This window comes from Pseudomonas campi (genome assembly GCF_013200955.2).
Classification (GTDB): Bacteria; Pseudomonadota; Gammaproteobacteria; order Pseudomonadales; family Pseudomonadaceae; genus Aquipseudomonas; species Aquipseudomonas campi.
On sequence record NZ_CP053697.2, the window covers coordinates 3,688,923 to 3,701,906 of the forward strand.

A 12,984-nucleotide genomic window follows, 5' to 3' on the forward strand; every position below is an offset into this window, starting at 1 on the left:
CAACCCCACTTTTACAACTGCGGCGGCAGCTCGCGCCACTGCCCTGGCGGCAAGCCATCCAGGCTCCAGGGACCGATACGCACGCGCACCAGGCGCAGGGTCGGCAGGCCCACGGCGGCGGTCATGCGCCGCACCTGACGGTTGCGCCCCTCGCGGATCACCAGCTCCAGCCAGGCGGTCGGCACGCTCTTGCGAAAGCGCACCGGCGGGTTGCGCTCCCACAGCTGCGGTTCCTCCAGCAGGCGCGCCTCGGCCGGCAGGGTCGGCCCGTCGTTGAGCTGCACGCCCTCGCGCAGCTGGCGCAGCTGCTCCGCATTCGGCTCGCCCTCCACCTGCACCCAGTAGGTCTTGGCCAGCTTGTGCTTGGGGTCGGCGATCTGCGCCTGCAGGCGCCCGTCGTTGGTCAGCAATAACAAACCTTCGCTGTCCCGATCCAGGCGCCCGGCCGGGTAGACGCCGGGCACGGCGACGAAATCCTTGAGGGTGGCGCGGCCCTGCTCGTCGTTGAACTGGGTCAGCACATCGAAGGGCTTGTTCAGCATCAGCAGCCGCGGCTCGGCCGGCGGCGCCTTGGCCACCCGGCGCGGAGCCGGTTTGCCGGCGGGGCGATGCGGGACGTTGGGACGAGGAGGACGCGGCATGCGGATTCCAGGCGCAGGAGAAAGCCGTCAGTTTACCCGAGGCGCACCCTTCATCATCAGCCTGGCTGATGGTGCCTCCGTTCGGCGATGACAGCGGCTAAGCTGCTCAGGTCGATTTATCTGCCTGAAGGAATCCCACATGAGCACCGAACTCACCACCTTCACCGGCTGGGCCGCCACTGCACCGGGCGCTCCGCTCGAACGCCACCAGTACGATCCGGGCCCGCTGGGCGCCGAAGAGGTGGAAGTGGCCGTGGAATACTGCGGCATCTGCCACTCGGATCAGTCAATGATCGACAACGAGTGGGGCAATGCGCGCTACCCGTTCATTCCCGGCCATGAAGTGGTCGGCACCATCGTCCGCCTGGGCGACCAGGTGCGCGGCCTCAAGCTCGGCCAGCGGGTCGGCATCGGCTGGTACAAGGGCAGCTGCATGCACTGTGGCTCGTGCATGGAAGGCGCGCACCAGCTGTGCCGCACGGTAAAACCGACCATAGTCGGCAGCAACGGCGGTTTCGCCGACCGCCTGCGCGCGCACTGGGCCTGGGCCATTGCCCTGCCGGATAACCTCGAACCGGCGCTGGTCGGTCCGCTGTTCTGCGCCGGTTCGACGGTGTTCAGTCCGCTGCTGGAATTCAACGTGAAACCCACCGACCGGGTCGGCGTGGTCGGCATCGGCGGCCTCGGCCACCTGGCCCTGCGCTTCCTGAATGCCTGGGGCTGCGAAGTCACCGCCTTCACCTCCTCGCTGAGCAAGCAGGAAGAGGCCCAGCGCCTCGGTGCGCACAAGGTGGTGGCGTCCACCGACAGCGCCGCGCTGAAGGCGATTGCCGGCAGCCTGGACTTCCTGTTGATCACTGCCAGCGCCGACCTGGACTGGAACGCCCTGCTCGGCACCCTGCGCGGCAAGGGCCGCCTGCACTTCGTCGGGATCGCGCCGAGCGCCATCCCGGTGCATGTGTTCAGCCTGATTCCGCAGCAGAAGAGCCTGTCCGGCTCGCCGGTCGGCTCACCTGCGAGCATGGCGACCATGCTCGAGTTCTGCGCCCGCCATCAGATCCTGCCGCAGGTCGAGCACTTCCCGATGAGCCAGGTCAACGCCGCCATCGACCACCTGCGCGCCGGCAAAGCCCGCTACCGCGTGGTGCTCGACGCCAGCCAGTGACAAACCGGGCCGATCGGCAGCATGATCGGCCCATCACCCCACACGTCTTGTTCGCCATGCAATACCGCATCGACCAACCGCTCGCCGCCGATATGCCCCGCCTGCTCGAGGTGTGGGAGGCGGCGGTGCGCGCGACCCATCACTTCCTCGACGAAGCGGACATCCAGTTCTATCGGCGCATGCTGCGCGAGGAGTATCTGCGCCTGGTCAAACTGACCTGCCTGCGGGACGTGCAGGGGCGCTTGATGGGCTTTGCCGGCACCGCCGAGGATCGCCTGGAAATGCTCTTCGTCGACCCGCAGCAGCATGGCCAGGGCATCGGCAAGACCCTGCTGCACTACGCCATCGAGCGTGAGGGCGCGCGCCTGGTCGACGTCAACGAGCAGAACCCCAAAGCGGTCGCCTTCTATCTCAGCCAGGGCTTCCACCCCATCGGCCGTTCGCCGCGGGATGGTGCCGACCGGCCCTTCCCGCTACTGCACCTGCGGCTCGGCTGAAGCGAGCGCGGGCGCCGCGCCCTCTACCCGCCACTGCCCCAGGTAACGCGACAGCAACACCTCGGCAGCGACCAGGCCGAGCATCAGCGCCAGCAACACCAGCAGGGTCAGGTAGAACGGCTTGAGTACCTGGCTGAGCTGCTGCTTGAGCAGGCCCAGCAGGAAGTCGGCATGGAACAGCTGCTCGACCCGCGCATCCAGCACATCGAGGATCACCTGCGGCTTCACTCCGCTGTATTTTCCGGCCTGCTCCACCGCCATATCCCTGACCGCCACGCTCAGCAGTTGCTGTTGCAGCTGCTCGTACAGCTTGAGGCCGACCCGCTCACTCAGCGAGGCGCCATCCAGCTGCGGCGCATGGGCCAGCAACTGCTCCTGCACGTACTGCGCGGCCAGCTGGTTGAGCACCTCCTGCACGCTCATGCGTTGCAGCTGTTGCCCCAGCGCGTGCTGGTCCTGCTCCGCGAAGAAACGCTCGAACTCCAGCCATACCCCTCCGGCAACCACCTGCACCAGCGGCGCGTAGGACTCCAGATGGCGATGCACCTGCTGCTGCCCGCCGTACAGCATGCCGCCCTGGGAGCCGAGCACGGCACCGCCAAGCGGCAGCAGGAGGAAATGCAACTTGAGCAGCCAGTGGTGCCAACGCTTGCGCCGCGCCAACCAGCCCCGGCGCTGCAGGAACAGCGCCAGCAGCAGACCGATGAACGACCCCAGCAGAATGCCGAGGCAGATATAGCCGAACAGGGAAAGGAAGCTGAAGGGCTCCCACAATCCGTCGAGCAGAACCTGAGCCTGGTCCATGAAAGCAACACTCCTTGTCATCTTTTTTCGGGCGCACAGCCTAACTCAGCGGCGCTCCTGCCACTGCTGCAAGCGCTCAGGCTGTGCGCAAGGCCACAAAGGCCGACGAAGGCTGTTTAGGCTCCGCTGCCCCGCCGCAAACGAACCTCTTAGAACCTGTTTAGGTTCTCAGCGGAACGGCGGCTCGTCGAAACTGCGCAGCTTGCGCGAATGCAACGAGTCGAGCTGGCAGCGCAGCAGGTCGAGGGCGGCGATGCCGATCGACAGGTGCTGGCTGACCGCGCGCTGGTAGAAACCGCTGGCCGAGCCGGGCAGCTTGATCTCGCTGTGCAGCGGCTTGTCCGACACGCACAGCAGGGTGCCGTAGGGCACGCGCAGGCGATAACCCTGGGCGGCGATGGTGCCGCTCTCCATGTCCACCGCCACCGCGCGGGCCAGGTTGATCAGCGGCCGCTCGTGAGCCCAGTGCAGCTCCCAGTTGCGGTCGTCGTAGGTCAGCACGGTGCCGGTGCGCAGGCGTTTCTTCAGGGTCTCGCCACGCTCGCCGGTGACGGCGGCCGCTGCTTCCTGCAAGGCCTGCTGCACTTCGGCCAGGGCCGGGATGGGGATGTGCGGCGGCAGCACCCGGTCCAGTATTCCGTCCCTGCGCATATAGGCATGGGCCAGCACGTAGTCGCCGATGGTCTGCGATTGGCGCAGGCCGCCACAGTGGCCGATCATCAGCCAGCAGTGCGGACGCAGCACGGCCAGGTGGTCGGTGATGTTCTTCGCGTTGGACGGGCCGACACCGATATTCACCAGGGTGATGCCATGGCCGTCATTGGCGATCAGGTGATAGGCCGGCATCTGGTAACGGTGCCAGACCATCGCATCGGCCACCGCCTGGGCATCCTCCTCGGACGTGCCGCGTTCGATGATCACGTTACCCGGCAGCACCATGCGCACGAAGCGCGGGTCCTCGCGCAGGCGCTCCAGGCCGTGGCGGATGAACTGGTCGACATAGCGGTGATAGTTGGTCAGCAGAATCCATGGCTGCACATGGCGCCAGTCGCTGCCGGTGTAGTGCTGGATGCGCTTGAGCGAGAAGTCAGTGCGCGCCGCGTCGAACAGCGCCAGCGGCAGGTCGCTGCTGTCGCCCCAGCCATACAGGCCGTCGGCCACCGAGTCGGTGGCGGCGGACAGGTCGGTGCTGGGGAATACCCGCGCCAGCTCGGCGGCGGTCACCCCGGAGCCGGCCAGCTCGTCGCCCTGCTCGACCACATAGGGATAGGGAATGTTCTGCTGGCTGAAGCCGACCTCGACGGTGACGGTGAAGTCCTCCATCAGCGGCCGCAACTGATCGAGCAGATAGCCGCGAAAGGCATCCGGCTGGGTCACGGTGACCCGGTAGGTACCCGGCACCTGCACCTTGGCGTAGGCGCGCACGGTACTCGGTACCTCACCCTGGCACAGGTAGGTCAGGCGCAGCTCGGGGTAGCGGAACAGCGCACGCTCGGTCTCGCCGGGCTGGGCGCGCTCCTTGAGGTAATGCTTGAGCGCCTGGCTCAGCGCATTGACCGCCTGGCGATGCAGGTCCGCGAGGCGCTCGACGGCCTCCTCGGCAGTGGCGGCGACGACGAATTCACTGGAAGAAATAGCAGACACGGGCAGCTTCCTGGCTGGGAACACCGCCCTATCTTGCGCCTTCGCCAGCCTCGCCCGCCAGCGTTCGGCAAGACCGCATACGGCGATCTAGGCTTAGTGCTGTCACCTCCACGGAGAAGGAGCCTGCCTTGCCCAACCTGCCGATCATCTGCCTGCTGGTGCTGCTGTCGGGTACCAGCCTGGCCGCCGAACTGGATGGCCACTACCAGACCACCCTGGACAACCAGCCGACCGAGCTGATCCTGCGCAGCCAGGGCACCCAGGTAGAGGGGGAATACGTGGAAGGCCGACAATTGCGCCTCAAGCTCAGCGGCAGCTTCGACGGCCAGTTGCTGCAAGCACAGATCAGCGATCCGGCCAGCGGCCAGGTGCTGGCCAACATGAACGCCAGCTATGCCAACGACATGCTCAACGCCAGCCTGGCCGCCCGCGACCCGAACAACGGCGCCACCCTGCTGCGCGAGGCGCTGTTCCAGCGGGTGGCTGCCGCGCCGGCCACCACGCCCGTCAACCCGGCCCAGGACCCAGCCCTGATCGGCACCTGGGTGCATGAGCAGATCAGCAACAGCAGCGGGGTCGAGTTCGCCTCGCTGAACCTGGTCACCACCCTGCGTATCCGCGCCGACGGCAGCATCGGGCAATGGCGGCGCACGGTGGCCGGCGGCAGCGACTGGAGTTACGACCGCCCCGGCGAGCTGCAGTACAGCGGCAGCTGGCGCAGCGACAACGGCCTGTTACTGGTGCAGCTGGAGGGCGCGCTCGATTACCAGCCTGCGGCGCGCTATCACTTCAGCGAGCCGTACCTGGTGACCGAGAGCAATACCGGCAAGATGATCTGGCAGCGCCGTTGAGAGCATTGGGACGCGCGCCAAGCGCCACATCCCCACGCAGGCGCGAGGATGATCAGACGGCGGACACTCGAGTGAAAGCGCCAGACCGCTTTGCCGGTCTGGCGTGGGGCGGGGTCAGGCCGGCTGGTGCAGGCGCACGTTGAACAGCGGGCCCTGGCTGTAACGCGACAGCGCCTTGGCGGCGGCCAGCACGCCCAGGTCGATCAGCGGCTCGAGCAGGATCACGCTCATGTAGGCCAGGCCGAAGCTGCCGACGGAGGCCAGGTTTGCGCTGGAGAAGCCGTGACCGTAGACGGCCCAGAAGGCCACCCAGGCGACGATGCCGCCCTGGTAGGCGGTCGACAGGGCCAGGGCCTGCTTGTAGCTGGTGTCCACATAGGCCGTGCGCGCCGGGATCAGGCGCTTGGCCAGCAGGTGAATGGCCCACAGCGGCAGCAGCAGGGTGGTGACGTTCATGCCGTACTGCGGCAGGTCGAACTGGGCGAAGAACAGCCCCTGCAGCAGCAGGCCGGCGGCCAGGCCGATGGCCGCGGCACCGGCGCCGAACAGCAGTAACAGGGTCGAACCGAGAATCAGGTGAACTTCCGAAACGCCCACCGGATGGTGCGGCAGGACCTCGAAGAAGCAGAACACCAGGGCGGTGGTCAGCAGGCTGCGCAGGGCCAGGGCGAGCAGGCCGCCGTTGTCGCGCAGACTGTCGCGGGCGAGTTTGACCGTGAGCGCGAAGGCGCCAGCGGCGGTTGCATAGCTGAGGAAAATCTTGGCGCCGGCAACGACGTCAGGTTCGATGTGCATTAGGGTTCCTTGGCCGCGCCCACCGCGCGACGATCCGGATTGAGGGAAAGGGGCAGAATGCCCAATAGCGATGGCAGGTCTCCTGGCTCACGGCTTGCTACTTCGCCCGCCTTCCCAGCCGATAAGGCCAGTGGCGTGTGGGCGTCGTTCGCCGCTTACAGTTGCGGGGGCAGCCAGGGCATTGGCGACGAGCGCCGCACCCTGTTCCCTTTTCATCCGGCCGCACAAAGCGGACCGGAACCATCGGCGGCCACCTTACCCGCCTCGCCCACGAAAAGACAGTGCCCGCTGCCGCTCCTGCGCCGGCGATAGCCCCGTGCCAGAGGCCCCTGGCCTTACTTCCCCCGCAACCCCGGCGCGCCCATCGGGGCTCGATTGCCATGCCTGCACCTTCGGCCATGTCACGCTGGGCAGGCCTATTGCGATGGAATCCTGGGAACTCTCGCCGCCCTGAGCGTTGCCGTATCCGTGGGCGGGCCGAGCATGGGCAGGAGCCAGCGCAGGTGACCCTGCGCCGGGTGGCCCGCCTGTTGGTCATAGCGACGCGGGTGCCCTGCCGCGAGCGCGACAGGCGCTGCCCGGCCTCAGATCAGGTGCGGGGTACTGCGCGCCACCAGCGCTTCGGCATCCACGCCACGCGGCAGGGTGCCATAGACCCGCCCACCCTCGCCCAGACGGCTGGCGATAAAGGCATCGGAGACAGTGGCATTGCCAGCTTCCAGCAGCAGCTTGGCCTGCAGGGCTACGGCCACATCCTCGGTGAGCTGGCGGGCGCGGTACTGGATGTCGGCGGTGTCGCGGAAGTCCGCCTGCAAGCGCTGGATATGCGTCTTCAGGCGGGCATCGCCGTGGCCGTCGCCCAGCTCGGCGAACAGCGCGTCGAGCACCCCGGCTTCCTTGGACAGGGCGCGCAGCACGTCCAGGCACTGCACGTTGCCCGAGCCTTCCCAGATCGAGTTGACCGGCGCCTCGCGGTACAGCCGCGGGAGGATGGTTTCCTCGACGTAGCCGGCGCCGCCCATGCACTCCTGGGCTTCGTTGATCATGGCCGGGGCACGTTTGCAGATCCAATATTTGCCGATGGCGGTGACCAGACGGGCGAACTTGTCTTCCTGCTCGTCGTGCGGGTTGTCCAGCGCCTTGCCCATGCGCATGGTCAGGGCCAGGGCCGCCTCGCTTTCCAGGGCCAGGTCGGCCAGCACGTTCTGCATCAGCGGCTGCTCGGCCAGCACCCGGCCGCCGACCTTGCGGTGCGCGCAGTGGTGCGCGGCCTGGGTCAGGGCCTGACGCATCAGGCTGCTGGAGCCGATCATGCAGTCGAAGCGGGTCAGCGAGACCATCTCGATGATGGTCGGCACGCCGCGGCCTTCCTCGCCGACCATCCAGGCCAGGGCGCCACGGAATTCAACTTCGCTGGAGGCGTTGGCCCAGTTGCCCAGCTTGTTCTTCAGGCGCTGGATATAGAACTGGTTGCGGCTGCCGTCCGGGCGATGGCGCGGCAGCAGGAAGCAGCTCAGGCCCTTGTCGGTGTAGGCCAGGGTGAGGAAAGCGTCGCACATCGGCGCCGAGCAGAACCACTTGTGGCCGACCAGTTCGTAGGCCTGGCCCGGACCGCCCATGCCCACCGCATGGGCCTTGGTGGTGTTGGCGCGCACGTCGGTGCCGCCCTGCTTCTCGGTCATGGCCATGCCGATGGTGACCCCGGCCTTCTGTTCGATGCCGACATTGCGCGGGTCGTACTCGGTGGCGAGGATCTTCGGCAGCCAGATCTCGGCCAGCTCCGGCTGCAGCTTGAGCGCCGGCACAGCGGCGTAGGTCATGGTCAGCGGGCAGGCGTTGCCGGCCTCCGGCTGGTTGTGCAGGTAGTTCAGCGCGGCGCGGGCGACCTGGGCGCCTTGGCGCGGGTCGGTCCAGGGCAGCGAGGGAATGCCATGCTCGACGGCCGTGCGCATCAGCTCGTGGTAGGCCGGGTGGAACTCCACCAGGTCGACGCGGTTGCCGTAGCGGTCGTGGCTCTTGAACACCGGTTTGTTCTCGTTGGCCAGGAAGCCGGCCTGCATCAGCGGGCCGCCGGCCAGGGCGCCGTAGGCATCCAGCTGGCCCTCGGCCCAGCCGCCACCGAAGCGCCGCGTCCACTCCTGCAGCGGCAGGTCGACCCGATACAGGTTGGCGCCGTCCAGCGACGGCACCTGATTGAACACTTCGTGGGTTTCGGCGAACTCGTGCAGGGACATATCAGGACTCCAGGGCGCCGACGGCGCGCAGACAGAAAGTGATCAGGGATTGGCTGACGGTGGCCAGGTCCAGCGTCGCAGCACCCGCGGCGCGCGCCGCACACGCGGTTGGCGACAACGGGCCGACCAGCGCCTCGGCGATGGCGCCGACCAGGCAGGCGGCGACCAGGTTGAGCTGGCTGACGTGAAACTCGCCACTGCGCACGCCCTCCTCCAGCAGCTCGACGAACAGCTCGGCATAGGCTTCGCGAAACAGCAGGCGCTGCTCGTCGACTTCCGGCTCTACCGGTTCGGCAATCAGGGCGAAGGCCAGGCGCCGGCTGTGCCAGGCGCGCGCGGCAAACTGCTCGAGGCCGGCGGCCAGGCGCTGGGCGGCGCTGCCGGGGCCGCGCAGGATGGCGCCGAGGGCCTCGACCTCGATGCGACTGGCCGCGCTGAACACCTGCGCCGCCAACTCGCCCTTGCCGCTGAAGTGGCGGTACAGGCTGCCGGTGGCAATGCCGACATCCTCGGCCAGGGCCTGCATGGTCAGCGCGGCGAAACCACCTTCGCTGACCCGCGCCTGGGCGCAGGCAAGAATGCGCTGGCGCATGCCCTGGTCACGGTCGAGGCGTTGGGCGGAAGCACGATAGGCCATGAGCTGAATCCGGATTCACCAATTGCAAACAGTGAATCACGATTCAGCATTTTGCAGAAGATGGGGTCCTGGCCAAACATGCGCCGAAAATGTCCGGCGCAAAATCACTCAGATATCTTGAGTGGCAGAGTCGGCTGGTGCCTGGCAGAGCACCCAGTCATGCAGCAGCGTCTGCAGTTCGGTGAACTTCACCGGCTTGGCCAGGTAGTCGCTCATGCCGGCCGCCAGGCAGCGCTCGCGATCGCCACTGTGGCTGTGGGCGGTGATCGCCAGCACCGGCAGCTCGGCGCAGCCCGGCAACCCACGCAGCGCACGGCAGGTGGCGAAACCATCCATCACCGGCATCTGGCAGTCCAGCAGTACGGCATCGATGGGTTCGCTGCGCAGCATTTCCAGGGCCTCGACGCCATTGTCGGCGGTGCGCACGCGGTAGCCGAGCTTGAGCAGCATGCCGCGGGTGACCAGCTGGTTGATCGCGTTGTCCTCGACGATCAGCACGGTGCACTGCTCCGGACGCCGCTGCGGCAGCCCGCCGATACGCCGGCGCGTCCCACTCGGCTCACGCGTCTGCACCGGCAGGTTGAGCTGCACGTCGAGTTCGAAGCTGCTGCCCTGCCCCGGCTTCGACTGGTGGCGCAGGCTGCCACCCAACAGATCCACCAGCTGTCGGCAGATCGCCAGCCCGATGCCCAGACCGCCGTACTGGCGGGTCATCGAGCCGTCCAGCTGCTTGAAGCGCTGGTAGAGGCTGCCACCGGCCGGCACGCTGAAGCCGATGCCGCTGTCGAGCACCTCGATGCGCAGTGGCATGTTCGCCGTGAGCGGCCCCCCCGCGCTGACACGCAGGGTCACATGGCCCTGGTGGGTGAACTTGATGGCGTTATCGAGCAGGTAACCGATGCTCTGCGCCAGCTTGCTGGCATCGCCCTCGAGGGTGTCGGGCAGGCTGTCATCGAGCTCGACGAGGAACTCCAGGCCTTTCTCCGTGGCGCGCGGCGAGTATTGCGCGCGTAGACCGTCGAACAGTCCGCGCAGGCTGAACGGTTCGCGGCGTGGGTAGAGCTTGCCGGCCTGCAGTTCGGTAAGGGCGAGGATGTCGTTGACCATGCGCATCATGTCGCGCGCCGAGCCGGCGGCGGTCTTCTGGTACTGCTCCAGTTCGACATCCAGCTTGAGGGTCTGCATCAGTTCCAGCGAACCAATCACCCCGTTCATCGGCGTGCGCAGTTCATGGGTCACGGTGGCGAGGAACTCGTCCTTCAGGCGGTTGTTGTCGGCCAGCTCACGGTTCAGGGCCTCCAGCTCGCTGCTGGCCTGTTGCAGGATGCGCGCGCGGTCTTCCTTCATCGCATTGATGCGGTCGGCCAGGGCCAGGGACAGCAGGCCCACCTCCAACGCCGAGCCGATCTGGCTGGCGTACATGGTGAGGAACAGGTTGGGCAGGTAACCCAGCACCATCAGGGTGTTGGTGATGCCGCCAACCAGGAAGGCACTCCAGGCAAAGATGAAGTAGCGCGCCACGCGCATGCCACGCATCCAAGCGAGCATGCCGGCACTGAAGATCACCACGGTGAACAGCAGTGCCAGATAGGTGGCCATGCGCAGGGCCACGCCATAGCTGGCAGTCAGCGCCAGGGCCATCACCAGCGCACCACAGGCCATCATCACCCGCAGCACGCGATCGACCCAGAGGCTGTGCTCGGCGGTGTGCAGGAAGCTGCGGGCGAACTGGCAACCGAAGAACGCCGCCGAGCCGATCAGGAATGGCGTGGCCGCGTTGGCCCACCAGGGGTTGTCCGGCCAGAAGTACTCGATGCCGGCCCCATTCACCGAGACTTGGTAGAGGCCGAACGAGGCGATGTAGAGGATGTAGTAGAGGTAACTGGTGTCGCGCACGCTGAGGTAGATGAACAGGTTGTAGATCAGCATCACCAGCAGCACGCCGTAGATGATGCCGAGCACATAGATGCGCTTGGGTTGGTATTCGAGGTAGGCCTGGGGCGACCACAGGGTCAGCGGTGCCTGCATCGAGCCCTGGCTTTCCAGGCGCAGGTAAATGCGCTGGCTCTGCCCCGGCGGCAGGTCGAGTTCGAACAGGTAGTTGTTCTGCTTGATCTGCCGGCTGCTGAACGGCAAGGCGTCACCGGTGCGCTGGGCCAGGTGATAACCGCCTGCGGCGTCAGGCAGATAGAGTTCCAGATGATCGAGTGGCGGGTAGGCCAGTTCCAGGTACCAGGGATGCGCAGCACCCGCCGCGCTGCGCGGGCTGTATTGCAGATCCAGGCGCAGCCAGAACACCGAGCGCGAATAGCCGGCATTGAGCACAGCCTGGCGATGCGGGCGGAAGCTGCCCTGCAGGGCCGGCGAAGTGACATCGACGATGCGGGTGTCGCCGCGCATGTCTTCGAACACGTGCATGCTGGCACCCAGCGGCAGGCGCGTGGTGGTTTCGTCGAACTCGACAGCGCCCGCCAAGGCCGGCAACAGGCATAGCAGCCAGAAAAATATGCAGCGCATGCCGCTCCGCCAAAGCCCACGACCACGCCTGGGCGACCCCGCCCGTAGGCGCCATCCAGGCACTCATTGATTGATTTGCCGCACTCTAGCAGCCCGCAGACACGCCTGAAAAGGCGCTAGTACTGAAGTCCCAGTTACTCACAGCGGACGGGCATACCGCCCAAGGCCAGGAGAGCCGGACGATCAAGTCGCTCGCCGTCCTTTGCCCGCTGGGTTTTGTCGCCTGCCGGAACTGCCCCTTTCCACCAGAGCAGCTTTGCCAGACGGCGGACAGACCACGGCAACGGAGCGAATAGGCGCCCAGCCTCCCCCTGCCGGCTTTACATCCAGAGCGGCAAACTGCCACGCCGGCGTCAGGCCTAGGGCTCCGCAGCCTGGTTTGGTGGTAAGCTCGCCGGCCATGAACAGACCTACTTCCCGCCCCGTTGTCCTCTGCTTGTCCGGCCACGACCCGAGTGGTGGCGCCGGCCTGCAGGCCGATATCGAAGCCCTGCTCGCCCAGGGTTGCCACGCCGCTCCGGCCGTCACCGCGCTGACCGTGCAGGACACGGTGAACGTCTCCGACTTCCGCGTGCTCGACCGCGAATGGGTGCTGGCCCAGGCCCGGGCGGTGATCGCTGATCTGCCCGTCGCGGCGGTCAAGCTGGGCATGCTCGGCTCGGTCGAGATGGTCGATACCGTGGTCGAAATCATGCAGCTGCTGCCCGGCATTCCGCTGGTCTGCGACCCGGTGCTGCGCGCCGGTGGTGGCGGTTCGCTAGGTAAGGACGATGTCGGCTACGCCATGCGCGAACGCCTGCTGCCGATCGCTGCCATCGCCACGCCGAACCTGCCGGAAGCACGCATCCTCGCCGAACTGCCCGAAGGCACGGCCGATGAGTGCGCCGAGAAGCTGCTGCCGAAGATCCAGCACCTGCTGATCACCGGCGGCCATGGCGACGAGAGTGAAGTGCACAACCGCCTGTACTCGCGTGACGGCAGCCACCACATCTTCACCTGCCAGCGCCTGCCCGGCAGCTACCACGGTTCCGGCTGCACCCTGGCCAGCACCCTGGCCGGGCGCCTGGCCCTCGGCGAAGAGCTGAGCAGCGCAGTGCGTTCGGCCCTCGACTACACCTGGCGCACCCTGCGTGACGCCGAGCAGCCGGGCCGTGGCCAGTTCGTGCCGCGCCGCCTGCCGCTGGACTTCTCCTTATGAA

11 protein-coding genes and 1 riboswitch are annotated in these 12,984 nt (G+C 66.9%); of the genes, 4 read left to right on the plus strand and 7 right to left on the minus strand.

Going from position 1 to position 12,984, the window contains the following annotated elements; translation table 11 throughout:
• Positions 1-11: 11 nt before the first annotated feature.
• Positions 12-641 (minus strand): pseudouridine synthase, encoded by a 630-nt coding sequence (locus tag HNE05_RS17100; RefSeq protein ID WP_420826976.1) that lies wholly within the window; start codon positions 639-641, stop codon positions 12-14.
• Positions 642-780: 139 nt separating this feature from the next.
• Here HNE05_RS17100 and ahr point away from each other — a divergent pair, with 139 nt between their 5' ends.
• Positions 781-1,806 carry an NADPH-dependent aldehyde reductase Ahr gene (gene ahr, locus HNE05_RS17105; RefSeq protein ID WP_173209564.1) on the plus strand — a complete coding sequence of 342 codons (1,026 nt, stop codon included), beginning with the start codon at positions 781-783 and terminating at the stop codon, positions 1,804-1,806.
• 56 nt (positions 1,807-1,862) lie between these two features.
• Positions 1,863-2,303 carry a GNAT family N-acetyltransferase gene (locus HNE05_RS17110; protein WP_173209566.1) on the plus strand — a complete coding sequence of 147 codons (441 nt, stop codon included), beginning with the start codon at positions 1,863-1,865 and terminating at the stop codon, positions 2,301-2,303.
• Here the strand turns inward: HNE05_RS17110 and HNE05_RS17115 are convergent.
• Entirely contained in the window at positions 2,280-3,107 is an 828-nt protein-coding gene (locus HNE05_RS17115) for a hypothetical protein (protein ID WP_173209568.1), read from the minus strand. The two genes, HNE05_RS17110 and HNE05_RS17115, sit on opposite strands and share 24 nt — an antisense overlap.
• A 168-nt stretch (positions 3,108-3,275) precedes the next feature.
• The gene (gene amn / locus HNE05_RS17120; RefSeq protein ID WP_240008773.1) at positions 3,276-4,751 is read right to left on the minus strand and encodes an AMP nucleosidase; all 1,476 of its coding nucleotides are present in this window, start codon (positions 4,749-4,751) and stop codon (positions 3,276-3,278) included.
• A gap of 128 nt (positions 4,752-4,879) precedes the next feature.
• Between amn and HNE05_RS17125 the strand changes: the two genes are divergently transcribed.
• Positions 4,880-5,602, plus strand: a complete 723-nt coding sequence (locus HNE05_RS17125; protein WP_173209572.1) for a hypothetical protein — start codon at positions 4,880-4,882, stop codon at positions 5,600-5,602.
• A 114-nt stretch (positions 5,603-5,716) separates the two neighbouring features.
• Here the strand turns inward: HNE05_RS17125 and HNE05_RS17130 are convergent, their stop codons facing one another.
• The 4 genes from HNE05_RS17130 to HNE05_RS17145 form a co-directional block, all read right to left on the minus strand.
• Positions 5,717-6,397: an energy-coupling factor ABC transporter permease gene (locus tag HNE05_RS17130; protein WP_173209574.1), complete on the minus strand. Its 681-nt coding sequence runs from the start codon at positions 6,395-6,397 to the stop codon at positions 5,717-5,719.
• 55 nt (positions 6,398-6,452) lie between these two features.
• Positions 6,453-6,657, minus strand: a riboswitch (cobalamin riboswitch).
• A 324-nt stretch (positions 6,658-6,981) separates the two neighbouring features.
• Entirely contained in the window at positions 6,982-8,631 is a 1,650-nt protein-coding gene (locus HNE05_RS17135) for an acyl-CoA dehydrogenase family protein (protein ID WP_173209576.1), read from the minus strand.
• 1 nt (position 8,632) lies between these two features.
• Positions 8,633-9,268, minus strand: a complete 636-nt coding sequence (locus HNE05_RS17140; protein ID WP_173209578.1) for a TetR/AcrR family transcriptional regulator — start codon at positions 9,266-9,268, stop codon at positions 8,633-8,635.
• Positions 9,269-9,376: 108 nt separating this feature from the next.
• Entirely contained in the window at positions 9,377-11,785 is a 2,409-nt protein-coding gene (locus HNE05_RS17145; RefSeq protein ID WP_173209580.1) for a hybrid sensor histidine kinase/response regulator, read from the minus strand.
• Between the two features lie 400 nt (positions 11,786-12,185).
• Between HNE05_RS17145 and HNE05_RS17150 the strand changes: the two genes are divergently transcribed.
• Positions 12,186-12,983, plus strand: a complete 798-nt coding sequence (locus HNE05_RS17150) for a hydroxymethylpyrimidine/phosphomethylpyrimidine kinase (protein WP_173209582.1) — start codon at positions 12,186-12,188, stop codon at positions 12,981-12,983.
• Position 12,984: the final 1 nt, after the last annotated feature.

Excerpts from the sequence above, each read along its gene's own strand:
- HNE05_RS17100 (WP_420826976.1), bottom strand. The coding sequence starts at position 641 with ATGCCGCGTCCTCCTCGTCCCAACGTCCCGCATCGCCCCGCCGGCAAA.
- ahr (WP_173209564.1), top strand. The coding sequence starts at position 781 with ATGAGCACCGAACTCACCACCTTCACCGGCTGGGCCGCCACTGCACCG.
- HNE05_RS17110 (WP_173209566.1), top strand. The coding sequence starts at position 1,863 with ATGCAATACCGCATCGACCAACCGCTCGCCGCCGATATGCCCCGCCTG.
- HNE05_RS17115 (WP_173209568.1), bottom strand. The coding sequence starts at position 3,107 with ATGGACCAGGCTCAGGTTCTGCTCGACGGATTGTGGGAGCCCTTCAGC.
- HNE05_RS17130 (WP_173209574.1), bottom strand. The coding sequence starts at position 6,397 with ATGCACATCGAACCTGACGTCGTTGCCGGCGCCAAGATTTTCCTCAGC.
- HNE05_RS17135 (WP_173209576.1), bottom strand. The coding sequence starts at position 8,631 with ATGTCCCTGCACGAGTTCGCCGAAACCCACGAAGTGTTCAATCAGGTG.
- HNE05_RS17140 (WP_173209578.1), bottom strand. The coding sequence starts at position 9,268 with ATGGCCTATCGTGCTTCCGCCCAACGCCTCGACCGTGACCAGGGCATG.
- HNE05_RS17145 (WP_173209580.1), bottom strand. The coding sequence starts at position 11,785 with ATGCGCTGCATATTTTTCTGGCTGCTATGCCTGTTGCCGGCCTTGGCG.
- HNE05_RS17150 (WP_173209582.1), top strand. The coding sequence starts at position 12,186 with ATGAACAGACCTACTTCCCGCCCCGTTGTCCTCTGCTTGTCCGGCCAC.